The organism is Nocardia vinacea (assembly GCF_035920345.1).
Lineage (GTDB): Bacteria > Actinomycetota > Actinomycetes > Mycobacteriales > Mycobacteriaceae > Nocardia > Nocardia vinacea_A.
Genome location: NZ_CP109149.1, coordinates 8,195,633 through 8,220,704, shown reverse-complemented (window position 1 = coordinate 8,220,704; position 25,072 = coordinate 8,195,633). Strand labels below are relative to the sequence as shown.

At 66.6% G+C, this 25,072-nt stretch carries 28 protein-coding genes and 1 riboswitch; of the genes, 13 read left to right on the top strand and 15 right to left on the bottom strand.

Going from position 1 to position 25,072, the window contains the following annotated elements:
* Window positions 1–17 precede the first annotated feature (17 nt).
* A riboswitch (SAM riboswitch) is annotated at window positions 18–128 on the top strand.
* Between the two features lie 82 nt (window positions 129–210).
* Together OIE68_RS37155 and metX are read left to right on the top strand one after the other, a co-directional pair.
* Complete coding sequence (locus OIE68_RS37155) at window positions 211–333, top strand: hypothetical protein (RefSeq protein WP_327095577.1); 123 nt, start codon at window positions 211–213, stop codon at window positions 331–333.
* A 103-nt stretch (window positions 334–436) separates the two neighbouring features.
* Complete coding sequence (gene metX / locus OIE68_RS37150; RefSeq protein ID WP_327101961.1) at window positions 437–1,549, top strand: homoserine O-acetyltransferase MetX; 1,113 nt, start codon at window positions 437–439, stop codon at window positions 1,547–1,549.
* A 15-nt stretch (window positions 1,550–1,564) separates the two neighbouring features.
* Here the strand turns inward: metX and OIE68_RS37145 are convergent, their stop codons facing one another.
* Entirely contained in the window at window positions 1,565–2,254 is a 690-nt protein-coding gene (locus OIE68_RS37145; protein WP_327095576.1) for a helix-turn-helix domain-containing protein, read from the bottom strand.
* Between the two features lie 136 nt (window positions 2,255–2,390).
* Between OIE68_RS37145 and OIE68_RS37140 the strand changes: the two genes are divergently transcribed.
* Window positions 2,391–3,338: an oxygenase MpaB family protein gene (locus OIE68_RS37140; protein ID WP_327095575.1), complete on the top strand. Its 948-nt coding sequence runs from the start codon at window positions 2,391–2,393 to the stop codon at window positions 3,336–3,338.
* Here OIE68_RS37140 and OIE68_RS37135 read toward each other — a convergent pair.
* Window positions 3,335–3,709, bottom strand: coding sequence for a winged helix-turn-helix transcriptional regulator (locus tag OIE68_RS37135; protein WP_051181591.1), 375 nt, complete (start codon window positions 3,707–3,709; stop codon window positions 3,335–3,337). The two genes, OIE68_RS37140 and OIE68_RS37135, sit on opposite strands and share 4 nt — an antisense overlap.
* Window positions 3,710–3,778: 69 nt before the next feature.
* Between OIE68_RS37135 and OIE68_RS37130 the strand changes: the two genes are divergently transcribed.
* Both OIE68_RS37130 and OIE68_RS37125 read left to right on the top strand, forming a co-directional pair.
* Window positions 3,779–4,429 carry a nitroreductase family protein gene (locus tag OIE68_RS37130; protein ID WP_327095574.1) on the top strand — a complete coding sequence of 217 codons (651 nt, stop codon included), beginning with the start codon at window positions 3,779–3,781 and terminating at the stop codon, window positions 4,427–4,429.
* Window positions 4,430–4,625: 196 nt separating this feature from the next.
* On the top strand, window positions 4,626–5,243 hold the full coding sequence (locus OIE68_RS37125) for a hypothetical protein (protein ID WP_327095573.1): 618 nt from the start codon (window positions 4,626–4,628) through the stop codon (window positions 5,241–5,243).
* A gap of 32 nt (window positions 5,244–5,275) precedes the next feature.
* Here the strand turns inward: OIE68_RS37125 and OIE68_RS37120 are convergent, their stop codons facing one another.
* Complete coding sequence (locus OIE68_RS37120; RefSeq protein ID WP_084508289.1) at window positions 5,276–5,521, bottom strand: DUF3017 domain-containing protein; 246 nt, start codon at window positions 5,519–5,521, stop codon at window positions 5,276–5,278.
* 286 nt (window positions 5,522–5,807) lie between these two features.
* Here OIE68_RS37120 and OIE68_RS37115 point away from each other — a divergent pair, with 286 nt between their 5' ends.
* Window positions 5,808–6,359, top strand: coding sequence for a carboxymuconolactone decarboxylase family protein (locus OIE68_RS37115; RefSeq protein WP_327095572.1), 552 nt, complete (start codon window positions 5,808–5,810; stop codon window positions 6,357–6,359).
* Here OIE68_RS37115 and OIE68_RS37110 read toward each other — a convergent pair.
* Window positions 6,346–7,254, bottom strand: coding sequence for an SDR family oxidoreductase (locus tag OIE68_RS37110; protein ID WP_327095571.1), 909 nt, complete (start codon window positions 7,252–7,254; stop codon window positions 6,346–6,348). The genes OIE68_RS37115 and OIE68_RS37110 overlap by 14 nt on opposite strands.
* Before the next feature lie 112 nt (window positions 7,255–7,366).
* Here OIE68_RS37110 and OIE68_RS37105 point away from each other — a divergent pair, with 112 nt between their 5' ends.
* Together OIE68_RS37105 and OIE68_RS37100 are read left to right on the top strand one after the other, a co-directional pair.
* Complete coding sequence (locus tag OIE68_RS37105) at window positions 7,367–7,954, top strand: helix-turn-helix domain-containing protein (protein ID WP_327095570.1); 588 nt, start codon at window positions 7,367–7,369, stop codon at window positions 7,952–7,954.
* A 26-nt stretch (window positions 7,955–7,980) separates the two neighbouring features.
* Complete coding sequence (locus tag OIE68_RS37100; RefSeq protein WP_327101960.1) at window positions 7,981–8,445, top strand: tRNA (cytidine(34)-2'-O)-methyltransferase; 465 nt, start codon at window positions 7,981–7,983, stop codon at window positions 8,443–8,445.
* Window positions 8,446–8,454: 9 nt separating this feature from the next.
* On the opposite strand, the gene OIE68_RS37095 is transcribed toward OIE68_RS37100, so the two are convergent.
* The 4 genes from OIE68_RS37095 to OIE68_RS37080 form a co-directional block, all read right to left on the bottom strand.
* On the bottom strand, window positions 8,455–8,862 hold the full coding sequence (locus OIE68_RS37095; protein ID WP_327095569.1) for a GlcG/HbpS family heme-binding protein: 408 nt from the start codon (window positions 8,860–8,862) through the stop codon (window positions 8,455–8,457).
* Window positions 8,863–8,962: 100 nt separating this feature from the next.
* The gene (locus OIE68_RS37090; protein WP_040686756.1) at window positions 8,963–9,193 is read right to left on the bottom strand and encodes a DUF167 domain-containing protein; all 231 of its coding nucleotides are present in this window, start codon (window positions 9,191–9,193) and stop codon (window positions 8,963–8,965) included.
* A 120-nt stretch (window positions 9,194–9,313) separates the two neighbouring features.
* Window positions 9,314–10,369 carry a DUF4349 domain-containing protein gene (locus OIE68_RS37085; RefSeq protein ID WP_327095568.1) on the bottom strand — a complete coding sequence of 352 codons (1,056 nt, stop codon included), beginning with the start codon at window positions 10,367–10,369 and terminating at the stop codon, window positions 9,314–9,316.
* Between the two features lie 31 nt (window positions 10,370–10,400).
* On the bottom strand, window positions 10,401–11,039 hold the full coding sequence (locus OIE68_RS37080) for a TetR/AcrR family transcriptional regulator (protein WP_327095567.1): 639 nt from the start codon (window positions 11,037–11,039) through the stop codon (window positions 10,401–10,403).
* A gap of 108 nt (window positions 11,040–11,147) precedes the next feature.
* Between OIE68_RS37080 and OIE68_RS37075 the strand changes: the two genes are divergently transcribed.
* On the top strand, window positions 11,148–11,546 hold the full coding sequence (locus OIE68_RS37075) for a nuclear transport factor 2 family protein (protein ID WP_327095566.1): 399 nt from the start codon (window positions 11,148–11,150) through the stop codon (window positions 11,544–11,546).
* A 3-nt stretch (window positions 11,547–11,549) separates the two neighbouring features.
* On the opposite strand, the gene OIE68_RS37070 is transcribed toward OIE68_RS37075, so the two are convergent.
* Window positions 11,550–14,948, bottom strand: coding sequence for an error-prone DNA polymerase (locus OIE68_RS37070; protein WP_327095565.1), 3,399 nt, complete (start codon window positions 14,946–14,948; stop codon window positions 11,550–11,552).
* A 68-nt stretch (window positions 14,949–15,016) separates the two neighbouring features.
* On the bottom strand, window positions 15,017–15,472 hold the full coding sequence (locus OIE68_RS37065; protein ID WP_327095564.1) for a hypothetical protein: 456 nt from the start codon (window positions 15,470–15,472) through the stop codon (window positions 15,017–15,019).
* Window positions 15,473–15,702: 230 nt separating this feature from the next.
* On the opposite strand from OIE68_RS37065, the gene OIE68_RS37060 reads away from it, so the two are divergent.
* On the top strand, window positions 15,703–16,686 hold the full coding sequence (locus OIE68_RS37060) for an SDR family NAD(P)-dependent oxidoreductase (RefSeq protein ID WP_327095563.1): 984 nt from the start codon (window positions 15,703–15,705) through the stop codon (window positions 16,684–16,686).
* 264 nt (window positions 16,687–16,950) lie between these two features.
* On the opposite strand, the gene OIE68_RS37055 is transcribed toward OIE68_RS37060, so the two are convergent.
* From OIE68_RS37055 to OIE68_RS37045, 3 genes are read right to left on the bottom strand one after another with little or no spacing between them, the layout of a single operon-like run.
* Window positions 16,951–17,862, bottom strand: a complete 912-nt coding sequence (locus tag OIE68_RS37055) for a sucrase ferredoxin (RefSeq protein WP_327095562.1) — start codon at window positions 17,860–17,862, stop codon at window positions 16,951–16,953.
* On the bottom strand, window positions 17,862–18,428 hold the full coding sequence (locus OIE68_RS37050; protein ID WP_327095561.1) for a YdeI/OmpD-associated family protein: 567 nt from the start codon (window positions 18,426–18,428) through the stop codon (window positions 17,862–17,864). The genes OIE68_RS37055 and OIE68_RS37050 overlap by 1 nt, the downstream gene beginning before the upstream one ends.
* Before the next feature lie 9 nt (window positions 18,429–18,437).
* Window positions 18,438–19,205 carry an alpha/beta fold hydrolase gene (locus OIE68_RS37045; RefSeq protein WP_419150619.1) on the bottom strand — a complete coding sequence of 256 codons (768 nt, stop codon included), beginning with the start codon at window positions 19,203–19,205 and terminating at the stop codon, window positions 18,438–18,440.
* Window positions 19,206–19,784: 579 nt separating this feature from the next.
* Here OIE68_RS37045 and OIE68_RS37040 point away from each other — a divergent pair.
* Window positions 19,785–20,483 carry a class I SAM-dependent methyltransferase gene (locus tag OIE68_RS37040; protein WP_327095560.1) on the top strand — a complete coding sequence of 233 codons (699 nt, stop codon included), beginning with the start codon at window positions 19,785–19,787 and terminating at the stop codon, window positions 20,481–20,483.
* Here the strand turns inward: OIE68_RS37040 and OIE68_RS37035 are convergent, their stop codons facing one another.
* Together OIE68_RS37035 and OIE68_RS37030 are read right to left on the bottom strand one after the other, a co-directional pair.
* The gene (locus OIE68_RS37035) at window positions 20,484–22,079 is read right to left on the bottom strand and encodes a DNA polymerase Y family protein (protein ID WP_327095559.1); all 1,596 of its coding nucleotides are present in this window, start codon (window positions 22,077–22,079) and stop codon (window positions 20,484–20,486) included.
* Between the two features lie 457 nt (window positions 22,080–22,536).
* On the bottom strand, window positions 22,537–23,316 hold the full coding sequence (locus tag OIE68_RS37030; RefSeq protein WP_419150618.1) for a hypothetical protein: 780 nt from the start codon (window positions 23,314–23,316) through the stop codon (window positions 22,537–22,539).
* 301 nt (window positions 23,317–23,617) lie between these two features.
* On the opposite strand from OIE68_RS37030, the gene OIE68_RS37025 reads away from it, so the two are divergent.
* Together OIE68_RS37025 and OIE68_RS37020 are read left to right on the top strand one after the other, a co-directional pair.
* The gene (locus OIE68_RS37025) at window positions 23,618–24,217 is read left to right on the top strand and encodes a TetR/AcrR family transcriptional regulator (protein WP_327095558.1); all 600 of its coding nucleotides are present in this window, start codon (window positions 23,618–23,620) and stop codon (window positions 24,215–24,217) included.
* On the top strand, window positions 24,214–25,065 hold the full coding sequence (locus OIE68_RS37020; protein WP_327095557.1) for a phytanoyl-CoA dioxygenase family protein: 852 nt from the start codon (window positions 24,214–24,216) through the stop codon (window positions 25,063–25,065). The genes OIE68_RS37025 and OIE68_RS37020 overlap by 4 nt, the downstream gene beginning before the upstream one ends.
* The last annotated feature ends 7 nt before the right edge of the window (window positions 25,066–25,072 follow it).

The following is a 25,072-nucleotide window of genomic DNA, read 5'->3' as shown; positions in this document are numbered from 1 at the left end:
GGTTACCATGTCCGTCAGGTCATGAGTGCCAGCGCGAAGCCCCGGCTTGCTGGACGGCAACCCTCCAGCAGCGGTGGGGTGCTCCGGGTGATGACCGGGCTCTCGATGGCCGAGAGCAAGCGCGCACTTCAGGAGGTATTTCCGATGAGTTGTTGTCCGTTACCCGCACCTCGATAAGACCTGCCGGCGAACAACCCTTTGGAGCACGACATGAGTGACCCCATCGCGTCTGCGGCCGCATTCCCGGTCTACCGGACCGCGGCCCGGTTCAGCCGGGTAGCTAACATCGGGGATGTGCGTTCCCTCGTGATCCCCCCGGCGGCGGCGACGTGAGCGAGCGAACCATCAACACAGCACCCTCGGTCGCGACGGAGCCGAGCGCTAGCGAGGCGGAGTCGTGACGGTGACCGACCCCAGTACCGCGCGTTCGTCCACGGTGGCGCTGCCACCGCCGGACGGGAGGCTCGGCATCATTGCCATCGGGGATGTGCGGCTGGAGACCGGCACGATCATCCCGGACGTTCATCTGGCCGTGCAGCGCTGGGGTGAACTCTCCCCCGCATTGGACAATGTGGTGCTCGTCGAGCACGCGCTGACCGGCGATTCGCATGTCGTCGGGGTGCCCGACGATATCCATCCACTGCCCGGCTGGTGGGACGGCATGGTCGGGCCGGGTGCACCGGTGGATACCGACGAATGGTGCGTCATCGCGACGAATGTGCTCGGCGGCTGCAAGGGCAGCACCGGCCCCTCGACACTGGCACCGGACCGAAAGCCTTGGGGCGCAAGGTTTCCGGAGATCTCGATTCGGGATCAGGTGACCGCGGAAGCGGCGCTGCTCGATCTGCTCGGCATCGAGCGGCTGGCCGCCGTCGTCGGCGGTTCGATGGGCGGCATGCGGGTACTGGAGTGGATGGTCGGCGCACCGGAGCGGGTCGCATCCGCACTGGTACTTGCGGTCGGCGCACGCGCCACCGCCGACCAGATCGGCACGCAGACAACGCAAATCGCCGCCATCAAGGCCGATCCGGACTGGCAGGGCGGCGACTACCACGACACCGATCGCGCCCCGCTGACCGGCATGGGCATCGCCCGCCGCATCGCGCACCTGACCTACCGTACCGAGGGCGAACTCGATCACCGCTTCGAGAACAATGCGCAGGGCGACGAGGATCCGCGCAACGGCGGCCGCTATGCGGTACAGAGCTATCTGGACCACCAGGCCGAAAAGCTTTGCGGCCGTTTCGATCCCGCCACCTACGTCCTGCTGACCGAGGCGATGAACCGACACGATATCGGCCGCGGGCGCGGCGGCATCGCGGCCGCCCTCGCCGCCACCCCGGTACCGTGTGTGGTCGGCGGCGTCGACTCGGATCGCTTGTACCCGTTGCGAACTCAACAGGAACTGGCGGACGGACTGCCGGGCTGCGAGGGCCTGGAGATCGTGCACTCCCGCGACGGCCACGACGGCTTCCTCACCGAAGCCGCCGCCGTATCCAAATTACTCACCGAAACAATGCGATTGGCGCGAGTCGGTCGCAACGGCTGAAGGTTCGGCGTCCCATCATTCGGTTGACTGTGCGGCGGGGGCGCCGACGAGCAGTTGGACGATGGAGTGGACGAAGCCTTCTAATCGCTCGCGCGGGTATTCGTCCGGCGCGCTGACCGCGAGCCTGCCGAGCATTTCGGCGACGCTCAGCACCGCATTGGTAAGTAGTGCGGAATCCATTCCCGCCCAACGCGGATCGAGTGCGATGCCCATGCTGACCAGGGATTCGGCTTGGGTGAAGACGCCGGTGCGGGAGTCGGCGAGTGCCGCACGGTATTCGTCGGGGGCGCTGCCGGGAGTGGCGAGGATCAGGCGCCAGCGCGTCGGATTCTCCAGTGCGACACCGACGAACGCTTCGACCGTGGCCGAGGCCGCAGTCACCGGATCGGCATCGAGCAAATCGGTAGGCAGGGTCGCGGCGACCTGCTCGAGACCGCGTTCACGTTCGCGTTCCAGAAGTGCCGCAACGAGTTCCGCCCGAGTCTTGAACACGGTGTACAGCACCGGTTTCCCGACGCCCGCCTCCTGTGCGACCGCCTCCATGCTCAGCTGATGCAACTCCACCCGGCTCAGCACCGCGTAGGCGGCGTCGAGCAGTTGGACGCGGCGTTCCTCGGGAGGTAGGCGTGGCGCGTATCGCCGTCGCGGCCGGTCCGGTGCGGTGCGCGATTCCGTCACTGTCGATTCACCTCCATTCGCGTCCATCCTGTCAGCATCGTCCTCCGGTTATGGAATCCATCCGAGAACAAATGCTACGGGACCGTTGTATTGCTTGGCGGCAATTGCTACGGTTGCGTTGTATTCGCCGATCCAGGAGGGCGAGCAGGCAAAGGAGCAACAGATGTCCTTCGATCCGACCACTCTTCGCCGGGACGACTACGGGTTCTTCGGCCCGGATTCGCCCAGCTGGAAGATCTGGACCGCGCCGACCGCCGTGATCGGCTTCCAGCGCGCGGTGGTCCTCGAGCACTTCGATCCGTTCCTGACCGCGGCCGTCGCCGATTCGCAGGGCATCTACACCGACCCGCGCAGCCGGTTGGACCACACCTTCGCCTATTTCCTGCTCGTCGCGATCGCCGACGGCCGCACGGCCATCCAGGCCTCCGAACATCTGATGCAGGTGCACGCGCCGATGACCGGCATCGAACCGATCAGCGGCCAGCGCTACAGCGCGAACAGTCCGGAAACCCAGCTGTGGATCCACGTCACCGGCTGGCATTCGGTGCTCAAGGCGTACGAGGTCTTCGGCCCCGGCCCGCTGAGTCCGGAGGAAGAGGCGCGCTACTGGCGCGAGTGCGCGATCGCCGCCGAACTGCAGACCTGCAAGCCGGAGGATGTGCCGCGCTCCCGCGAGGAGGTGCGCGTGTACTTCGCGAAGGTCCGCCCGAGCCTGTGCACCTCCGAGCGCGCCGAGGAGGGCATGCACCACCTGCTGTGGACCTCGCCGCGCAACGGCGCGGGCATCAGCTATGCCCTCGGCAGTCGGCTACTGTCCATGGCTTCGGTTGCCACACTGCCGAAATGGATGCGCAAGCTCGGCCGCTTCGATCGCTGGGGGATCGTCGATCTGCTGGTCCGACCGGCCGTCAAGACCATTGTGTGGGGCAGCGCCGCATTCAACTCGTTCGGCCTGATCGCTGCCGCGCCGTTCATCGCACCGATGGCGGGTCAGATCCTGGAGCAGCACCTGAAGGGCGAGCCACCTGCGCGACTGGAGACGATTACGCCGAGCGAGGCGCGGCGCTTGTACGGCGGGCGCGGGCGGCGCGCGATAGCCGAGGTCGGCTAGCGGGCGGCGCGACGTGCGGCTTCGATGCGGTTGATATTGACCTCGATCCAGTCGCGCAGCGCCGCGATCGGGGTACGCAGGCTGTGGCCGAGGTCGGTGAGGTCGTAGTCGACGCGCGGCGGCACGGTGGGATGCACTGTGCGCGTGACGAATCCGTCGGTTTCCAGCTGACGCAGGGTTTGCGTGAGCATTTTCTGTGAGATGCCCTCGATGCGTCGGTGCAGATCGGTGTAGCGCATGGTGCCCTCGGCGAGCGCGTCCACGATGAGCACGGTCCATTTACCAGCGACATGGTCGAGCACCTGCCGGGTGGGGCACTTCGCCGAGTAGACATCTGCAGGCAGCCCGCTGGCCTCGATCACCGTACGCACCTTTCGGAGTGTAGCGCACTATTAAGTGCTGTCTTCCTAATAGTTCGTCACTCTCCGATAGTAAGAATCATGAACGCACAGACACTTTCGGTTCCCGCCGCGATCCGCGCCCGCCGCACCACCCGCCACTACCGTCCGGATCCGGTACCCCGCGAACTGCTCGACGAACTGCTGGATCTGGCCGTCGAGGCACCTACCGCGTGGAATATGCAGGATCGGTCGATCGTGATGGTGACCAGCGCGTCCGGCCGCCGTGACCTGTCGAACGCCGCCTTCGGCCAGCCGCAACCGCTGGAGGCACCGGTAATGCTGGTCTTCGTCGCCGAAACGGCGGCATGGCAGGCCGAGAATGCCGATATCGCCGAACTGGCCGTACGCAATGGCGCGTGGAATGCGGATTTCACCGCAATGTTCCACTCGCGCAGCGAATTCCACTCGCTGCGACAGCGCGGACTCACCCGCGAGAACGCCGTGAAGAATGCGATGATCGCCGCGACCTATGTCATGCTCGCCGCCACCAGCCTCGGCCTGTCGTCGGCCCCGATGAACGGCTGGGATCCGGACCTGGTCAAGAAGGCCATAGGCATCGAGGACCGCCCCGACCTTGCCATCGCGGTCATGGTCGCGATCGGCTACAGCGACACCACCGCGCCACATCCGGGTCGCCGTCCACGCGAACACACTGTATTCACCGAGCGATACCCGTCGAGCCGGAGCTGACATCGCACGTCGGCGCTGGTGAAATGGTGGCTCCGCAAGATCACGGAAGCCGCTGTTTCACCGCGCTCGACGGAAGCCACCGCGACCGATAGCTGCCAACGAAAGTTGTTGTGCCTCAGCCGACACCGAGTCCGAAGTGGTGACGCATAAGGTGTACGTGGGCCGATGGATGTTGCCTTGACTCGGGGAGTCGCCGATGTGCAGACTGGGCCGATATCGCACCGTCTCAGCTCGGCGGGCATTCCGGTTCATGGACGACATCGGGGGTAAGACCATGCGTATTCATCGTGCCGTACTGACATTCGCGCTGCTCGGCGCGGTGTTCACCGGTGTCACGGGGTGCTCGGACGAGCCGACCGAGACCACCCGGGCAGCGGCGTCGACGACCACGGTGCCACCGGCGCCGACCGTCCTCGGCCCACTCGCCTTCGGCAAACTGCGGCTCGGGATGAGCCGGAGCGAGGCCGAGGCCACCGGTGAAATCGCGGCCTTCGACGACACCAACGACCCGCCCGGCTGCGGCCGCTATACCGCACGATCCGGTTGGCAGGGTTTCACCAACAAGGGCGAAATAGTCGCGATCATGCCCGGCAAACTTCCGGTCCGCACACCCGAAGGCATCGCCGTCGGCTCCACCGTCGACGAAGTGCGTGCTGCTTATCCCTCGCTGGAGATCGGCTATAACTGGAGTTCCGCTGCAGTCCCCGATCAACCGGCGCACTACGGCTTCCTCGGCATCTACCGAAATATGCCCGCCGATGCCAAGGTCACCCAGATCATGCTCTACAACGACCGGGACACCTGCCACAACTAGCAGCGTCGATGTCGCGGGAAACGGCTGCGGTCTCAGCCGACGCCGAGCGTATTGATCGTGGCGGCGATGAAGACGATGGCGGTGCCGAGCAGGCTCAGTGCGGCGACATCGAACGGCTTGCTGCGCACGGCGAGCAGTCCGACCCGGGCCGTCGGCAGGCAGAGCCGGAAGGTGGCCGCGAGCAGGGCAGCACCACCGAAGAACAGCGCGCCACGGCGCCAGCGATCCCAGGCCACGAAGACGACCGCGAGCAGAATGACCGCCGTCACGACCAGCATGGGCAGGTGGCAGCGCAGGAACTGCGCACCCAGGCTGGTCCGGTCGGACTGCCGTTCGGCGGCAGACGAGTCAACGTCGGTCACGCCCCGATTCTTGCAGACGACATGCGGCCGCTCACACCAGTGCGACGCAGCCGCGCGCTCACAGGGCGAGCCTCAAGACAGGGCTACTGCTCCGCAACAGATTTCGCCGCACCACAGCACACCTCGATCAGGCATTGCCTCCAACTACTACGCGGCGTAGTTTCAAGAGAAGAGATTCATCCGGCACAAGGGGGTACGGACAATGCGAGCGCTGACCCGGATTCGGCACTACCTGCAAGCGGTTCGGCAGGCGAAACGGAACCGATCCGACCTGTTCGGCTGGCTCGCCCGCCGACCGCAGATCCTTTTCGGCACGATCGGATACGAAACAGCGCTGCTGTTCAGCAACAGACTGGATCCGAAGCTCAAAGAGCTGGCCGAACTGAAGACGGCCGGACTCGTGAATTGCGAATTCTGCCTGGATATCGGCTCGGCGCTGGCGCACTCCAGCGGACTCACCGAACAACAACTGCGCGACCTGCCGCGCCATCGCACCAGCGACGCCTACAGCGACCTGGAAAAACTCGTCATCTCCTTCGCCGAGGCCATGACCGCAACCCCCGCCATCGACCTCGCGGACCTGCGCACCGAATTGCTGACGCACCTGTCCAAAGGACAGTTCGCCGAATTGACGGCCAGCATCGCCTGGGAGAACCAGCGCGCCCGTCACAACCAGGGGCTGGGTGTGCGCCCGACCGGGATGGCGGAGGGCATGGCGTGCGCCATCCCGGAGCGGGCCGCTAACGAGCATTGAAGTAATGGCCCTGGTCGAGATCCTCGATGAGGCCGGGGTGTGTCGGCTTCCAGGTCAGAAGTTCCCGCGTCCGCGCGCTCGAGGTCGGATTGTCCAGCGCGACAAGAGGACCGAGGTAACCGAAGTGAGCGTCCGCCTGCTCCGGCGGAATGCTGATCACCGGTAGATCCAGATGGCGACCGATCGCTTCGGCGATCTCACGGAAGGGCACGCCTTCGTCGTCGACGGCATGTAACCGCGTCCCCGCGGGAGCGGTTTCCAGCGCCAAGCGGTACAGGTGCGCGGCATCGAGTGTGTGTCCGGCGGGCCAGCGGTTGTTCCCGTCGCCGACGTAGGCGGCTACGCCCTTATCGCGGGCGGTGGCGATCAAGGTCGGAACGAAGCCGTAGTGGTCGAGCGAACTGTGCACGGTCGGCGGGAGCCGAACGACAGACGATCGAACACCGCGGTCCGCGAGCGCGACCACCACATTCTCGGCGTCGACCCTCGGCCCCGCATCGAGCGCATCAGCTTCGGTTCCCACCCGGGTAAGCCCGGCGAATGCGAGCAGGAGCGTGCCCGATGTGCTCACGAAGGGTTTGCCGGTGCCCGTAAGCGCATCGCCGATCGTCTCGATGGCACGCAGGTCAGCCGCGATCGCTCCGGCGTAGTCGCCGGTCTGCATGGCTTCATGTTTGAAGGCCAGGTGGATTACGCCGTCGGCCGCGGTGGCGACTGCGCGCAGGTTGTCGAGATCGTCGAGATCTCCGCGGTGCACGTCGGCACCGGCTTCTGCCACCGCGGCGGCAGCTTCATTCGAACGAGCCAGGCCGACGACGTCGTGCCCGGCGTCGAGAAGTTCTGGGATGACCGCGGAGCCGATATGTCCCGATGCTCCGGTAAGGAAAATCCGCACGGAAGTACTCCAAGTCTTTCGATGCCTTCATGGTCGCGAAGGCAGTGATGTCAGTGACTGTCATCAAACGTACACGCGATGACAGTCACTGTCATCAGATAGGATCCTGCACATGAGTCGATGGGAGCCTGATGCGCGCGGTCGCCTCGAAAAATCGGCTCTGGAGCTGTACCGCGAGAACGGGTTCGAGAGCACGACCGTCGCCGAGATCACCCAGCGTGCGGGGCTTACCGAGCGAACGTTCTTCCGGCATTTCGCCGATAAGCGCGAGGTCCTGTTCGCGGGGGCGAGCGCGCTCCAAGAGGCCCTCGTGCGCGGGGTGCACGACGCGCCCGCTGCCATGCCGCCGCTCGAGGCGATCGCCACGGCGCTCACCGAGGTCGCCGATACTGTTTTCGACCAGCGCCGCGAGTTCGCCTGGCAGCGGCAAGCCGTTATCGCGGCCAATGCCGAACTTCGGGAGCGCGAGTTGGTCAAGCTCGCAACGCTCGCCGCCGCACTGGCCGAGGCGCTACGCGGGCGCGGCGTGACCGATCCGGCCGCGAGTCTGGCCGCCGAGGCCGGGATCGCCGTGTTCAAGATCGCCTTCGAGAGCTGGGTCGACGGTGAGCGGACCCTGTCGCAACTCATCCGAGAATCCGTCAACGAACTGAAACTCGTGACCGGCGCGCAGGACCTGCCCGATGTCGTTCCGGGCTAGCCGGAGCGACCTGGTTGACTGCACGGGTGTTCCGTTTGATGTTTCACGAGCCCGCGATTCCCGGAAATACCGGCAATGCGATTCGACTTGTCGCGGGGACCGGGTGTGAGCTGCATCTGGTCGAGCCGTTGGGGTTCGACCTTTCGGAGGCGAAGTTGCGGCGGGCCGGATTGGATTACCACGATCTGGCCTCGGTGACAGTGCACAAGAACCTCGCGGCGGCGTGGGAAGCGGTGCGGCCCGAGCGGGTGTTCGCATTCACGACCCAGGCGAGCACGCGGTATACCGATGTGGCGTACCGGGAGGGCGATGTGCTGCTGTTCGGCACCGAACCGACGGGGCTGCCGACGGAGGTGCTCGACGATCCGCACATCACCGATCGACTGCGCATCCCGATGCTGCCCGGCCGCCGCTCGATGAACCTCTCCAATGCCGCCGCCGTCACCGTCTACGAGGCCTGGCGCCAGTTCGGATTTCCCGGCGCCGTGTGACCGTGTCGCTCAACCCGATTCGGCGATGGCGGCGGTACCGATCTTGTGATCGGTGATCGATGAGGCCGCGCCGGAAACGCCGAGCGCGCCGAGCACCGTGCCGTCGCCCCGGATGACCACGCCGCCGCCGTTGGGTACCAATGCGTGCGCACCCGACTGCTGCGGGCCGCCGACCAGCGGCAGGCCCTGCGGGGTCGTAGCGGTCATGTGCACAGTGTCGAAGCCGAGCGCAATGGCCATGTCCGCCTTGCGTTTTGCGACATCGGCCGTGTGCTCGGGTGCACCGTCCATGCGCGCGAAGGCCACGAAAGTGCCGCCGGGCGCCACGACCGCGAGCGAGACGGTCTCGCCCAGTTCCGCTGCCGCCTTGCGGGCGGCCGCGATCACCGACTGCGCCTGGTCCAGCGAAATAGCCACGGGCACATCCTCCTTCGGTCCGCTTGCGTGAGCCGTACACCCGGGTGTACGGCTCGTACGAGGGGGGTGCAGTTCGACTTCGAGACCTCCTGCGCGGGGCTCAGAGGTCCAGCTCGAAGCGTTTGAAGCGGGAGGTTGCGCCTGCGGCGAGGCGGACGGCGGATTTGGGGACACCGTAGTGGTCGGCGAGGAGTTCGATGGCGGCCTTGTTGGCCTTGCCCTCCACGGCGGGGGCCCGGACATACAGCTGCAGGGTGCCGTCGTCGAGGGTTTCGACGAGCGGGCCCTTACGGCTGTTCGGTTTGATCGTCGCCCTTACGACCGTCGGCACCTGTATCTCCTATCGTCCCAGTGCCTTTCGCTGTATCAGCGCCTTTCCCGGTCTCAGTGCCTGAACCAGTTCCCGCGCCCGCACTAGTCCTCAGTGCCTGCACCAGCTCCCGCGCCCGCACTAGTCCTCAGTGCCAGCACCAGTTCCCGCGCCCGCACCGGTTCCAGCACCCGTGCCAGTCTCGGCACCTGCAACGGCCCCGGTCCCTGCACCCGATCCTGCACTTGCGTCAGCACCGGCGCCTTCTGCTGCCGTCGCGCTTGCCCCGGTCGGCGCACCGACCGCAGCGGCCTTGCCCTGCTCGGATTCTCCCGATCCCGGCGAATGCTTCCGGCCCCGCACCACCCGCACGACACCCCATACCACCGCGCAGATCACCACGACGAATCCGAGCCACGGGATCGCTTTGCCGGTGAACACCACCGCGTCCTTCAGCCAATCGACCAGCGAATGCCAGCCGGAGACGATGCCGTCCCAGAAATTGGTCGGCCCCGCATCGGAATCCTTGTCCTCGGTGGTGATGTCGATGGTGAGCGTGGACAGCGCGACCTGATCGTCGAGGTGCCGCTTTTGCGCGGTGAGGCTGTCGAGCTCACCCTGCCGACTCGACAGCGCCTGTTCGGCGGCAATGAGATCCGCGGTATTGGTCGCACCGGAGATGAGCGCGCGCAACCGGTCGACCGAGGCCTGCAGCGCCTTGATCCTGGCGTCGAGGTCCTCCCACTGCATGGTGACGTCGTCGCGGTTGGTGCTCATCCGGGTGACCCGGCCGACCCCGCCGAGGCCGTCGATGAACTTGTCCGTCGTATCCGCGGGCACCCGCACGGTGAGCGTGGCCTGCGGATCGGTGTCATCGGTGCCCGGCTGTTCGGTGCGGCTGTCGACCCGGCCGCCGACCTCGCGCACCTGATCGGTCACCTGACCGCCCGCCTTGATCGGATCATCCGCGGTGATATCGACGCTGCCGGTGATTACCTCCTTGCGCGCTTCGACGGTGGTCCCGCCGGTATCCCCCTTCGCCGGGGAGCCCTCGCGCAGGCTCGGCGGCGGCGCCATCGGCGCGACGGTCGCCATGCTCGACCGACCCGGACCGGCATTGTCGTCGTTGTCATCACCACAGCCGACCAGCAACGTCAAACCCAGCAGGCCGATCACCAGAACAGCAAGCTTCCGCATGGACGCAGGTTAGCCGCTGCGGCGAATTCGGTCACGAAGCTCGATGCGGGCCATTCCCGAATGTCGAAGGGACGCCGACCAGTTTCACGAGAAATCGTTCGATCTGATCGGCGAGCGGCGGCCAGGTCTGGCCGGGTTCGTTGAGTCGCATCGACACCGCGCCGTGCATTGCCGCGCGCAAGTCGAGCATGACCGAGACCGGGTCGTCGACGGGTACGAGATCTGCATCCATACAGCGCCGGATCGCGGCGGCCGTGCGTTCGGTCAGTTCTCGCTTGAACGGCATGGCCACGCGCTGGTTGAGGGTGCTCTCGTGCAGCACCTTGTACATGCCCGGATGTCGATAGGCCCAGTCGCCGAGGACGCGGATGCGAGCGCGCAATTTGTCGACGGGATCGTCGACGGCGGCCTCGGCGTCATCGATCGCGCGCACCAGATCGCCGTGATAGCGCTCCAGTGCGGCCAACACCAGTGCATCCCGATCGGTGAAATGCAGGTAGACCGACGTTGCGGCACTGCCGATTTCGCGCGCGACCGCGCGCATGGACAGGGCCTGGTCATCGCCGAGTTCATCCAGCAGCCGGATCGCGGCGGCGACGATCTCCGCACGCAGTCGGCCGCCGTGGCCGCGTGGATTGCGACCGCGCCGGGTCGTCGCATCGGAGGTCATCAGGGGATTGTAGCCGGACACACGTAGCGCTACAGTTGTAGCGCTACAGTTGTTCAGTTATCGCCAGCGACTGCTCGCAGATCGCACGAAGAGATCAGAGAAATGCTCATGACCAGCACTTCCGTCGATCCGAAGCTCGAATCGAATAGGCAGACCGTCCTCGCCTTCTACGAAGCCGCATTCAATGCCAAGAATTTCGAGGCCGCCGCCGAGTTCTTCGGCACGCACTACACCCAGCACAATCCGGAGATCGCCGATGGCTTCGACGGACTACTCGCCCGCCTCACCGGCCTGAAGGAAGGCGCCCCGAAACTCCGCGTCGAAGTGAAACGCATTGTGGCAGAAGGCGATTACGTGGTCGCCCATGTGCACGGCGTGCGTGAACCCGGCGACCGCGGGCTGGCGATCATGGATATCTTCCGCCTCGCCGACGGAAAGCTGGTCGAACACTGGGATGTCATCCAGCCGGTTCCGGAGCAGGCCGCCAATGCGAACGGAATGTTCTGAGCCTCAACGGAAGTCGCGCGATCTCGAGTCGACGCGCAGGTCCATGCGCTGCAGATATTCGGCGACGACACTGACCGCGCCCTCGGCATTCTGGACCCGGCCGCGGATGAGCAGGGCGGGGGCGCTCTGGGCCAGGCGGCGATAGCGGGTCCACAGCCCCACCGAGCAGACGACGTTCACCATGCCGGTTTCGTCTTCCAGGTTGAGGAAGGTGACACCGGCGGCGGTGGCAGGGCGTTGCCGATGCGTGACGGCGCCGCCGACCAGAACGCGGGAGCCGTCGGGTACGTCGAGCAAGCCGGCGGCGGGGATTACGCCGAGCGCATCCAGTTGCGGGCGTAGGAATTCGGTGGGATAGCTGCCTGGGGAAATACCGGTGGCCCAGACGTCGGCGGCGGCCAGTTCGAGTTCGCTCATGCCGGGCAGGGCGGGGGCGGTGGTGGCGGCGCCGGTGCCGGGAAGTCGGTCTGGACGTTCGCCCGCCGCGGCGCCCGCCGCCCACAGCGCCTCGCGTCGGGTGATGCCGAGACAACCCAAAGCACCTGCGGTGGCGAGGGATTCGGCTTGGGCGACGGTGAGTTCCACGCGACCGGTCAGGTCGAGGAAGGAGGTGTATGGACCGGACGATCGGGCAGTGACAATGCGTTCGGCGAGGTCGGTGCCGATGTGACGGACGGTCGCAAGGCCGAGCCGCACCTCGTCACCATGGTTTTCGACGGTGGGTTCGGCGCGGCTGGCGTTGATATCAGGTCCGTGCACCAGGACGCCGTGCCTGCGGGCGTCGGCGACCAGCGACTGCGGGGAGTAGAACCCCATCGGCTGGGCACGCAGCAATCCGGCGCAGAAGGCCGCCGGATAGTGCAGTTTGAACCAGGCCGAGTAGAAGACGATCGAGGCGAAGCTCTGCGAATGGCTCTCCGGGAAGCCGAAATTCGCGAAGGCGTACAGCTTCTCGTAGATGCGGTCGGCGACTTCGCCGGTAATGCCGTGCAGATCGCGCATGCCCTGATACAGCCTGTCCTTGAGACGCTCCATGCGTTCGGGTGAGCGTTTGGAACCCATGGCGCGGCGCAACTGATCGGCCTCGGCGGCGGTGAAACCCGCGACGTCGATGGCCATCTGCATGAGCTGTTCCTGGAACAGTGGCACGCCGAGGGTGCGTTTCAGCGAATTCTTCAGCGCGTCATGGTCATAGCGCACTTTCTCGGCACCATTGCGGCGACGGATGTAGGGATGCACCGAACCCCCCTGGATCGGACCGGGTCGGATCAGCGCCACCTCCACCACCAAGTCGTAGAATTCCCGCGGCTTCAGCCGGGGCAGCGTGGCCATCTGCGCCCGCGACTCCACCTGGAACACCCCCACCGAATCGGCGCGCGAAAGCATCTCGTAGACAGCGGTTTCCTTCAGGTCCAGCTTGTGCAGTTCGACGGTTTCGCCCTTGTGCTCACGCACCATATCGATCATGTAGTGCAGCGCGGAGAGCATGCCGAGACCGAGCAGGTCGAACTTCACCAGATTTATTGCGGCGCAATCGTCTTTATCCCACTGCAGTACGCTGCGGCCGGGCATGCGCGCCCATTCGACCGGGCAGACATCGGCGATGGGCCGGTCACAGATCACCATGCCGCCGGAATGGATGCCGAGATGTCTTGGCAGACCCTCGATTTCGGTTGCCAGCTCCAGCACTTCAGCGGGAATATCGGTGCCGGTTTCGGCACCTACTCCGGTCCAGCGACTCACCTGTTTACTCCAGGCATCCTGCTGTCCAGGTGAAAAGCCCAGTGCGCGTGCGGCATCGCGGACCGCGGACTTACCGCGATAGGTGATCACATTCGCCACCTGAGCGGCGTATTCGCGACCGTATTCGGCGTAGACGTGTTGGATCGCCTCCTCGCGGCGATCGGATTCGATATCGATGTCGATATCGGGCGGCCCATCGCGCTCCGGGGCGAGGAAGCGTTCGAACAGCAACTCGGCGGCGACCGGGTCGACATTGGTGATGCCGATCGCGTAGCAGACGGCCGAATTGGCGGCCGAACCCCGGCCCTGGCAGAGGATGTCGTTTTCCTTGCAGAAGCTGACGATATCGTGCACCACCAGGAAGTAACCGGGAAACTTCATCTTGTCGATGACCGCGAGTTCGTGCTCGATCTGCTGATACGCCTCGGGATTTCCCGACGGCGGACCGTAACGCCGAGCCGCGCCCGCAAGGGTGAGTTCACGCAGCCAGGACGCCTCGTCGTGGCCGTCGGGTACGTCGAATGGCGGCAGGCTCGGCGCGATCAATTTCAGATCGAAGGCGCATTCGCGGGCGAGCGTCACCGCATTCGCCACCGCCTCCGGACAGGCGGCGAACAACTGCGCCATCTCCGCGCCGGAGCGTAGGTGTGCGCCACCGGTCGGCGCCAACCAGCCCGCGATATCGTCCAGGCTCCGGCGCGCCCGGATCGCCGCGAGCGCCATGGCGCGACGGCGCTGGGCAGGTGCGGCGAAATGCGCTCCGGTGGTGGCCACCACGGGCAGACCGAGACGATCGGCCAGGGCGATGAGGTGGGCGTTGCGCTCGTCGTCCTCCGGAATGCCGTGATGGGTGAGTTCCACGCTCACCCGGTCGGCGCCGAAGCGCTCCGTCAGGTCGCGCAGCGCGGCCTCGGCTCGCTCGAGACTGGTATCTCCCGCCTGCAGGTCACGGTCGAGGGCTTGGCGCACATGGCCTTTGCGGCATCCGGTCAGGATGTGCCAGTGCCCACCCGCCGCCGCGGTGAGCGCGTCCAGGTCGTAGCGGAGGATGCCCTTCTCCCCCGCGGCCATGTGGGCGGCCGCGATCTCACTGGAGAGTCGGCGATAGCCCTCTTGACCGCGGGCAAGCACCAGCAGATGCGGACCGGCCGGGTCCGGGGAGCCGGTGCGCGGCGCCGAATCGGGTGCGTCGACATGGCCGAGCGAATTCCCGAGACGCGGTGCGTCTTCCGCGGTACCCAGCGACAATTCGGCCCCGTAAACCGTCGGCATACCCCATTCCCTGGCCGCCTCGAAGAAGCGCACGGTTCCGTAGAAGCCGTCGTGATCGGTGAGCGCGATCGCCTCCAGCCCGAGCCGCACCGCCTCCTCCACCAACTCCTCCGGTTGACTCGCACCGTCGAGGAAGCTGTAGGCCGAATGCGCGTGCAACTCCGCGTACGGCACCACCGGCCCGCCGCTAGCGACTGCTTGCAGGTCGCTCGAAACAACACTGGGCGGTTCGGCCGGTTCGGGCCGATAATCCCCGCGCTTGCGCGACCACGCCGGACTGTCGCCGCCGTCGCCCGGATACATCGCGTCCGGATTCGTCGGCCCCGGCCGACCGGACAGCACCCGCTCCAACTCCGCCCAGGTCGGCGGGCCGTTGCTCCAACCCATGACACATCACCTCCTCATATAGTCGAACATACATTCGAACCACGAAGGAGGTGTGGACACCCACCGAATCAGGCCGCCGCGAGCGGATCCGTCGACTTCTCGCCCAGCGCGGCCTCGACCTTGTCCAGACTGGTGCGGATCACGGCGCCGTAGGCGTCGTTGGCGAGGACATCAAGGTGGCCGCGAGCAATGGTCAGTTGCATATAGGCCACATCGAAGTCGCCGACGCGACGGTGACTGTCGGCGAGATTGAGGTACAGCGAGGGCAGGAATCCGCGTAGCCCCTCATCGAGCGGAACACCCGGGCCGAACACCGCGGCCAGCGCGCGTTGATCCCAGTGCAGCGCACCTTCGGCCGTGCCCTGCAGATCGGCGAGGTGATGCGCAATCACACAGCGCTGCAACGGATCTCCACCGTCGCCGAGCTCGTCCCACAGTTCCGCCAGCATCCGCCGCGCCGCCTCCGGATCACTGCCGGAGAGCCGCACCGCGGCAAAGATTTCCGCCATCCGATCGTCCGCCATGCGCAGAGTATCGCACATATGTTCGATAGATTCGAGACCGGTTCGAACACCTCGGCGTGGCCCCGATTCGAACGCCCGACGTGACACGGCGACGTGAGCGAAGGGCCCGGCGGCGGCAGCTTGCGTAACCACGGCGGGCCCGCGAATGTCGCCAATCGAGCAGAGCGCACTTGGCAGGTAAACTTACTTCAGAGTAAGTTCAAGCCAACTCGACCTGCAAAGGAGCAGCGATGACCCGAGCCTCCGCTGACAACGCCGACCTGCGCGGGCAGATCCGGCGCAATCGCCGCAACCGCGACCTGACGGGGCAGCATGTGCTCATTACCGGCGCGTCCTCCGGCATCGGCCGGGCCGCCGCGCTGGCCGTCGCGGATAAGGGCGCCATCGTCTTCCTGCTCGCCCGGCGCGCCGACGAACTCACGGCGGTGGTCGAGGAGATCCGGGCCGAGGGCGGCAGCGCCTACGGATATCAGTGCGACGTAACCGATTCCGACTCCGTCGACCACGCCGTCAAGACCATCCTGGACGAGCACGGCCACATCGACATGCTGGTGAACAATGCGGGCCGCTCGATTCGTCGCGCCATCCACCGCTCCACCGACCGGCTGCACGATTTCGAACGCACCATGGCGGTCAACTACTTCGGCGCCGTGCGGTTGACGCTGGCGCTGCTGCCGCAGATGCGCGAGCGCAAGTTCGGCCACATCGTCAATATCAGCAGTGCGGGCGTGCAGGTGGCCACGCCGCGCTTCGCCGCCTACCTCGCGAGCAAGGCGGCGCTGGATAAGTTCGCCGAGGTCGCGGCGGTCGAAACCATGGCCGACGGTGTCACCTTCACCACCATCCACATGCCGCTGGTGCGCACCCCGATGATCACCCCGAGCGGCGACCAGGGGCCATCGGAGTCGCCCGAATGGGCGGCCGCGACCATCGTGCGCGCGCTGAGCGAGCGACCCAAGCGCATCGATGTTCCGCTCGGCACCTTCGCCGAATACGGCGCACTGCTCACCCCGAAGCTGCGCGACCGCATCCTGCACCGCTACTACCGGGCCCTACCCGACTCCCCCGCCGCCAAGGGCGAGCAGGCGGATACCGAGGAACCGGCGGAATCCCCTGTGCCACAACGCGGACCGCGCCATCAGTCGACGGCCCGCCGAGTCACCGGCACCGCCATGCGCCGCGCCGCCCGCTGGGTGCCGGGCACCCATTGGTAAGCCCGCGACCTTCATCCCGCAGGGGGCGATAAAGGTCGCCGGAACGGGACACGGCTGCGGCGGATCTGCCGCAGCCTTGTCCCGCTCGTCGTTCTCAGCCGAGGACGAGGCGAGGGGCCGGGGAGGTAGGTGCGGCTTGGGACCGGACGTTGTTCCACATCACCAGACGGGCGGAACCCGGCTGTGGCGGTGGATATCCGGGCGGTCTCCACTGTGGTGTCATCTCGTATCCCTCCCTCGACCGATGGTCAGATCGTCCGAACGCTACTGCCCTGCCGTCAACGGCTGGATCTGATCGGCCACAACGGCGGTGACCGGTTTCGGGGCGGCACCGCAACTGGCTTGGCGCGGTGGGAATTCGACGGTGCGAGTCGCCACACGCCAGCGGCGGCCGTCCCGATGAGTTACCACGGCAAGATCGGAATCGGTTGCGGTGGAATCGGTTTCGAGGCGAACGGTGAGATCATCGAGGCGCGCCGAAACCTGTTCGCGGACCGCGATTTCCGCGACCTGCTCGACGGGATGATGACCGCTGCGACCACGCAGTCCGTCCAACGAAACCGCACCGCGCCCCACGGCTTCGACCGCCGCGATGGCGGCCGCGGTATCGATGCGACCGTAGGTCAGTCCGGAGGGCAGCAACACCATGGCGGGTGCGAAGCGGTGACCACCGGTGTGCGAGCACTCCCAGACCCGGTCCGGATAGTCGGTGGCCAGATTCGCGGCGATGGGACGGCCGAACAGCGCGCAGCATTGATCGCGTTTTCCGTGCGCGCACACCAGGATCAGCGGATCACGCACGGGCGCACCGATTCCCGGCGGTGGACCGTTCAGCAGGTTCAGGTCCAGGTCGAGCAGCTGCTTCAGGTCGGTGATCTCGAAGCGTTCGCACCAGAAGCGCTGCGGACGCGAGCTGGCGATCAAAACCGTTCGGACACCGGTGAAATCGTTGCGGCCCGGTCGCCGGATCAGTGTCGGACGAACCTTCGCGGCGGAGGTGCGGGCGGCGAGTTCAGCAGTGATCTCCTGGCCGAGCACCTCATCACCGATCACATCCCGGCCCCAAGCGCCCGGCTGCTCGACACACAACCAGCCCGTCACCCGAGTCGCCGTGCCTGGCAAGGGCACATCGACCGCGGCCGCCGCCGAGCAGAGCATTCCTTCGAATCCGGTCATCAGCCCAACGTCTGTCCGTCGGCGAATTTCTGCACGAACTTCTCGATGCGCCGCGCCCTGGTCTCGGGCTTGACGGCATCGGCGAGCAAATAGCCGACGGCGGCGCGCTGCTGGTTGCCGAGGGTTTGGAAGAAGGCCTCGGCCTCGGGATTTCGCGCGAGTGCCGCGAGGAAATCCGCAGGCACTACCGACGCGCCGTACGCCAGGTCCCAGCGGCCGTCGGCCTTGGCCCGATCGATCTCGGCCTGTCCGGCCGGATGCATCAGCCCCTGCACGATCAACTCGGCGACCAGGCCGATATTGCGCAAAGACCACGGGCTGCGCTTACGCCGCGGGGTGAAGCCGACCTGCCAGAACTCCGCATCCTCACCGCGCGCCTGCCCATCGATCCACCCGAAGCACAGTGCCTGCCGCAGCGCGCCGGCATGGTTCAGCGAAACGCGTCCGGAGTCCTTTTTGGCGAAGCGCAGCCAGACTCCGTCCGCCGAGGCATGGTTGGTCAGGAGCCAGTCGCGGAACGACTGCTCGTCGGGGAAGAACAGAACCGGACGGTCTTGCGCGGGCACCGCTTCACTCTAGATAGCCGCGGGTGAGAGCGTCGCGAGGAACGGCAGCGCGGTTGCCTCGAATTCACGGTAGCGGTCGCGGTGGATGCTGTGACCGCAGGTAAAGGCGGCCACCGTGCAGTTCGGGATGGTGTCACGCAGAATCGCCAGCTTCTCCGGATCGACCATGCCGCCAGGACCGCCGCGCAGCACCAGAGTCGGCGCGGTGATGTCGGAGAGCCGATCCCACCACTCCGGATTCGGCTTGCGGAACTGTTCGAGCGCGGTCCGCGTCATCGAGCGATCGAAGGCGAGCACCGCGCGCGGATGCCGGATCAGACTGGTGGTGGCGTGCCAGAGTTCCGGAATAGTCGGGAAGCGACGGGTCAGCTTCACCTCTTCATCGCCCGAACGCAGCGGCATCGGGCACTCCTCGATGACCAGCCGCCGCACCAGTTCGGGCCGTTCCTGCGCGACACAGGAAACCGCATAGCCACCCAGCGAATGTCCGACCAGATCCACCGAATCCAGTTCGAGCCGGTCACACAGTTTCAGCACGTCTTCGCCGAATTCGGCGAACAGATAGGACTCGGTATGCGCGCTGCGCCCGTGCCCACGCAGATCGGGAATGATGACCCGCCGCCCAGCCCGCACCAAGGTGTGTGCAAACCGATCCCAGGTATGCCCGTCCCCGCCCATACCGTGCACCAGCACCACCGGCGCGCCATCACCCACCACGGAATCCCGATAGGCGATCCGCACGCCGTCGAGCACAGCCCTGGTCACCGCGAGATCCACGATTTCCGAGGTTACTGTATCTTTGGCCGCGCCTTCGGCGCGGCGTGTTCGCGGCCCCCGGGTGTCTCGCGTCCGAGCCGTCGAGACTCGCGACTTCGTCGCATGCGCTTCGACGACTCGGACGCGAGACGGGCCGCGAACGGGTCACTCGTAAGACTCGCTCCGTTGTGGCCGGCGATGGCGGATCGTTCGGCACCTGATGCACGCATGCCGGGCTGTGGAGTTCCGCGCCTGCGGGCGGATGCGCTTCGGCCACTGGGACGCGAGATGGGCCGCGAACGGGGTCGCTCGTAAGACTCGCTTCATTGGAGTCATTGATGGCGGATCGCTCGGCGCCGATGCGCACGCGCGGGATGGTCGAGGCCCGCACGTCTGGCATATGCACTTCGACGACTCGGACGCGAGACGGGCCGCGAACGGGTCACTCGTAAGACTCGCTCCGTTGGGGTCACCAGGGTCGTATGGTCCAGGCATCCCATTGCTCGGAATTCGGCGGCGCGGCATTCGAGGCCATCTCACGGAGGTGCGGTGTCCGAAATTGTCTGGCGAAGGCCGGTGGATCGCGGCAATACTGCGCCCATGCCCTCTTTCGCCGACTTCGATCGCCGCAACTATCGCACCGTTGATGTCGCCGCCGGGTACGACGGATGGGCACCGACGTATGAGCAGACCGTCATGGACGAGATGGATCTCGCGCTGCTGAATCGGCTACGGCGACCGGACTGGGGTGGGGTGCGACGCGCCGCGGATCTCGGCTGCGGGACCGGGCGGACCGGAGCTTGGTTGCGAGAGCGGGGAATTCGCCATATCGATGGCGTCGACGTGAGTGCGGGAATGCTGGCGCGGGCACGCGAGCGCGCGGTGCACACCACACTCACTCAGGCCGATGTGCGTGACACCGGATTAGCAAGTGGTGCATACGATTTGGTGATCTCCTCGCTGATCGACGAGCACCTGGACGAGCTGACGCCCTTCTACGCCGAAGCCTGGCGGCTGGCCGCACCCGGCGGCACCTGTGTCACGGTCAGCTACCACCCGCAGTTCATGATGGTGACCGGCATGCCGACGCACTACACACCAGCGTCCGGTGAGCCGGTCGCGATCAGCACGCATCTGCACTTGATCAGCGAGCAGGTGTCGGCAGCATCGGCGGCGGGCTGGGTGCTCACCGAGATGGCCGAGGCGCTGGTGGATGACGCATGGATCGCGGCCAAGCCGAAATGGACGGAGCTGCGCGGACATCCGTTCACGCTGGCGCTGGTGTGGTCGCGCACGTAGTCAGTCGTAGAGCCCCTCGGCGCGCCAGGTCTGATCGTTGTAGATGAGCAGCAGCACACGGACATCGGCCGGTTCACCGGCAAGTTGCACCTGGATGCGGGCGGCGATTCCCGCGCAGAGGGTGGCGGATTCCGGAGTCCACCAGTGTTCGTCCACCGGCCACGGACCGGCCCAGCCCGCAAGGGGCCACTGCTTGCTGCCCCAACGCAGCAGAGCCGGGTCGGCGGTGAAGAGGCCGCGGTCTGTCACCTGCACAGGCGTTCCGTCGGCGGCCTCCAGACGCACCACCGGACGGTTCACCAGGATCACCGCGGGTGCGGGACGGGGCAGGCGGCCGGGCCACGGCAGGGCCGGGTCGGCGGCCGGAATCGGCTCGTCACCGAGCGCGACCATGGTGATGCGTTCGGCGGGTCCGCGGCCACCGCTGAGCACGCCGACCCGGACCGCCTCGCCGCCGAGCAGGCCCTGCACCCGGATCAGGGCGCGGCGGGCTCGCTCGTCCTCCTCCCCGACGCCACCCCACAGACCGAGCTGAAGTGCGCTCGCCGCAACGACTTCGACGGGTTCCAGGCGCAGCAGTGTGATCGGTGCGGTCGGCCGGTCGCGGCGGGTGAGCCAGCCGTCCAGCTGCCAGCGCACCCGATCCGCGGTACCCTCCGGGGTCAGTGGTTCGGCGCACCGCCAGATGCGCGAAAGTTGTTCGCCCGCCTCGGTTTCCGCGAGCACCGATAACCGGGTGCAGGCCATCGAGGCACTGGACAGCGCCTCGTGCAACTGGGTGGCGAGCATTCGCCCCGCGAAAGCGGCGGCATCGACCCGATCGATCGGCGGCTCGCAGCGATACTGCACCGTCAGATCCTTCGGCGGACGGCGCGCAGACGGCGGACGCTCCGGCACGGCCCTGGCACAGCGATGCGCCAGCACGGCATCGGCGCCGAAGCGCGAGGTGACCTCGATCGGGGTCAGTGCGGCGAAATCACCGATCCGCCGCAACCCCAAGCGATGCAGCAGATCCACCAGCTCGATGCGTTCCGGTGCAGACAGGCTCGGTTCGAGCGCGAGTTCGCGCACCGGCAGCGGCGCCAGGAATCGCGCACCGTCGCCGGGCGGCACGATCGCGGCGAAACGCGCGGCGATCACCGCCGTGGACAATTCGTCGGCAATGCCGATCTGCGCCTCCACCCCCACCGCGGCGGCCGCGTCGACGAGCCGTTCGGCCGCTGCCTCCTCGGATCCGAAAAACCGTGCCGCACCCCGCGCACCGAGCACCAACAGCCCAGGACGCAGCACCTCCACTCCAGGCACCGTCGCATCGATGGCCGCCACCACAGGCTCGAACAATCGCGCATCCCGATCCGGATCCACCTGCGCGACATACACATTCGGACACCGCGCCTGCGCCTCCCGCTTGGTCAGCCCACTCCGCACCCCCTCGGCCCTGGCAATGGCCGAACACTCCACCACCTTATTGGCGAACAGCACCGCCACCGGCCGCGTCGCAGGCACCCGCGCCACCGCCGCCGCCGTCACCGCCGACCAGTCCGGACACCACAGCGCCAGCACCCGCGCCCCACCCACCCGACTCGGCCGGATCACCACCCCGGCACCCCGGGTAGCGACCGGGCACCCCATGTACGTGGTGCCCGGTCACAAGAAAGGGTGCCCGGTGCCGCACGAACCTCGCTGCCAACCAGCGACGTGCCTTGGTCGGCAGCACGGGTTTTCGCGCGACGCAGCGGCGACGCTGCGCGGTCCCGCGCATCGAGTGAGGCACGGCCAATCCCGGTGTGCCCACCTGTGCACTGATGCGCCCACAGCCCTGCCACCCTCGCATTGCCAAGGCGAATCATGACGGTGCACAGTCCATACCCGGGACGAATGCGACAGTCAGCCGTTGCCCCCTGCCCACCGTTGCTTACGGCAGCGAGCGCCACTACGCCCGGATCACGCCAGCGCACCGCACGCACGGAACGTCACCTCACTTCCGCGTTGAAACCCCGAATCGACGGAAAGGCCGCTTCGCGCAGCTGAGCTCATGGCGCGACGGGCCGACTCATGACGCCGCACCGTGGGCCTCGACGGTCGCTTCATCGGCCGCGGCGACCGTTTCCAGTGCCACCCATTCCACTCGACTCGCACTGGGGCGCAGTTCGATTCGGCCGTGACAGGGTGGACCCGCCTTGCCACGGACCGCGACCTCCAAGCGGAGCGAGCGGAGACGGCCGCGGCCCGCACCGAGGCCGCCGTACCCGGCGATGCGGGTATCCACGCGCAGAGACGGATTGGGCCAGCGGCCGTCGGTGACCACCAGGGTGGCCCCCTTACTGCGCGCGCGGGCGGCGATGACGCGGGTGCGGGACGGGGCGACGGCGGCGCCGGCGAGGCCGAGCACCACCAGATCGAGGCCGTCGAGCAACACCGCGGCCACCTCCACCGGGTCCGGCCCGGGATCAGCGACAACGGCGAGGCGCTGCAATTGCGCACCCATCTCGACCGCGGCGAGCAGCCCGAGCCGCGGCACCCCGACCACCGCGGCATGCCCACCGCCCTCGGTCACCGCGGCGAGCAGCCCGGCCAGCAGCGAACTCGCACCCGAATAGGCCACCACCGAACCCTTGACCAGGCCGCCATCAGGCAATAGCTCCGCAAGGGCGGGCGGCACCGCGAGCGCTTCTCTGCGCAATTCGGCGGCGTGCGGAATCCGCTCGGCCGCTGCTTCCCCGCGCCCGGGTATCGCCGCCATCCGTCGGCGCAGCTCATCCAGTGTCGGTTTATCCCTCGGCGGCATCCCGTCCCGCCGTCTCCCCGCCCCTGAATCCTCATCCGAACCCATCACAACCACCTACTTCCAACGATGGACCCGAGGCGAAGCGCGGCCCGAACCCTCATGATCAAGGGTTCAGCACCGATCCAGCTATCGATCACTATCGAATATACGTTCGATACTCGCTCAGTAGAAACCCACCCCCGACTTCCGTCAAGTACGCACATCGACCGCGATCACTTCGCAATGCTGCCGTTGTTTTTGAGTTGAACTCAACTTACAATCGGAGTCATGAGCGAGCGCAGCGAGCGAACATCAATACAGCCGACATGTCGGTCATGACGGAGCCGAGCGCCAGCGAGGCGGAGTCATGAGCGACCAAGAATGGTCCGGCCGCGGCGCGACGGCACGCAGGCGACTGCTGGAGGCGGCGCATGCGGAGCTGAGCGAAACCGGCGAACTCGAGGTGGCCGCCGTCGCCCGCCGCGCGGGAGTCAGCGTTGGACTGCCCTACCGATATTTCGGCTCGCGCAGCGGACTGCTCACCGCCGTCATCACCGATTTCTACGACCGACTCGGCGAAACCGTCACCTATGCGGAATTCGCCGGAAAGGATTGGCGCGAACGCGAACACGCGCGCGTGGTGGCCTGGGTGAAGTTCCTCTACGACGATCCGCTCGCCCCCGTCGCGCTCGGACGATTCGGTGACGCCGAGGCGGCGGGCGTGGAACGGCAACGGCTGCAGCAGGCGATCGAGGTCGGCATCCGAAATATGGCGCAGGGCCAGCGCCAGGGCATGGTGCCCGCGGACCGCGATCCGGAACTGCTCGTCGCGGCCGTCCTCGGCGGCGTGCACATGGCCGTTGCGGTGGCGCTCACCCGCAGCCCGCGCCCGGACCGTGCCGTCGTCGCCGATCAAGTGTGGGAATTCGTGGCCGGAGCAACAGGCTCAGGGAAGGAAGAACAATGAGTAATGCACAACCAGAGGTCGAACGACTCCAGGACCTCGCAGGCGACCTGTCCCGAACCCATCGCACGGTCCACGAAGTACGCGATGTCCCCGCCGCGCAGGTGGATGCCGATCTCGCCGCCCTCGATCGCGACGGCTACGTAATTCTCGAGGGCCTGCTCGACTCGGCGCAGTGCGCGGCACTTCGCGAAGAGCTCCTGCCCCTGCTCGGTCCGAATGGGCGAAATACGTTCGAGGGCCACCGGACTCAGCGGCTCTACAGCGTGCTCGGTAAGACGCGCATGGTCGATCGGCTGGTCGACCATCCCCGTATGCTCGCCTTATTGGATCGACTTCTGCTACCCGGATATCTGCTGTCGCAGTTGCAGACCATAAATATCGCCCCCGGCGAAAATGCCCAACTCCTGCATCCTGACGACGGCTTCTATCCGGTGCCGCGACCACGAAAGGCGTTGTCGGCGGCCACCATCTGGGCGATCGATGAATTCACCGCCGAGAACGGCGCGACGATGCTGATCCCGGGCAGTCACCGCTGGCCGGACGGTCGGACACCGCAAGAGGACGACGTCCGCGTGCCCGGTGTCATGCCCGCCGGATCGTGCGTCTTCTTCCTCGGAACCCTCTGGCACGGCGGCGGCGCGAACCGCTCGGCGAGCTCGCGACTGGCCGTCACCGCGCAGTACTGCGAGCCGTGGTTGCGCACCCAGGAGGCCTTCACTCTCTCGACCAGTCGCGATACGGTGCGCGCGGTCTCGCCCGAAATCCGGCGCATGCTCGGGTACAGCATTCACCCGCCCTTTATCGGAATGGTGGACGGAATGCATCCGGATCGCCTGCTGACGCAATAACCGGCAC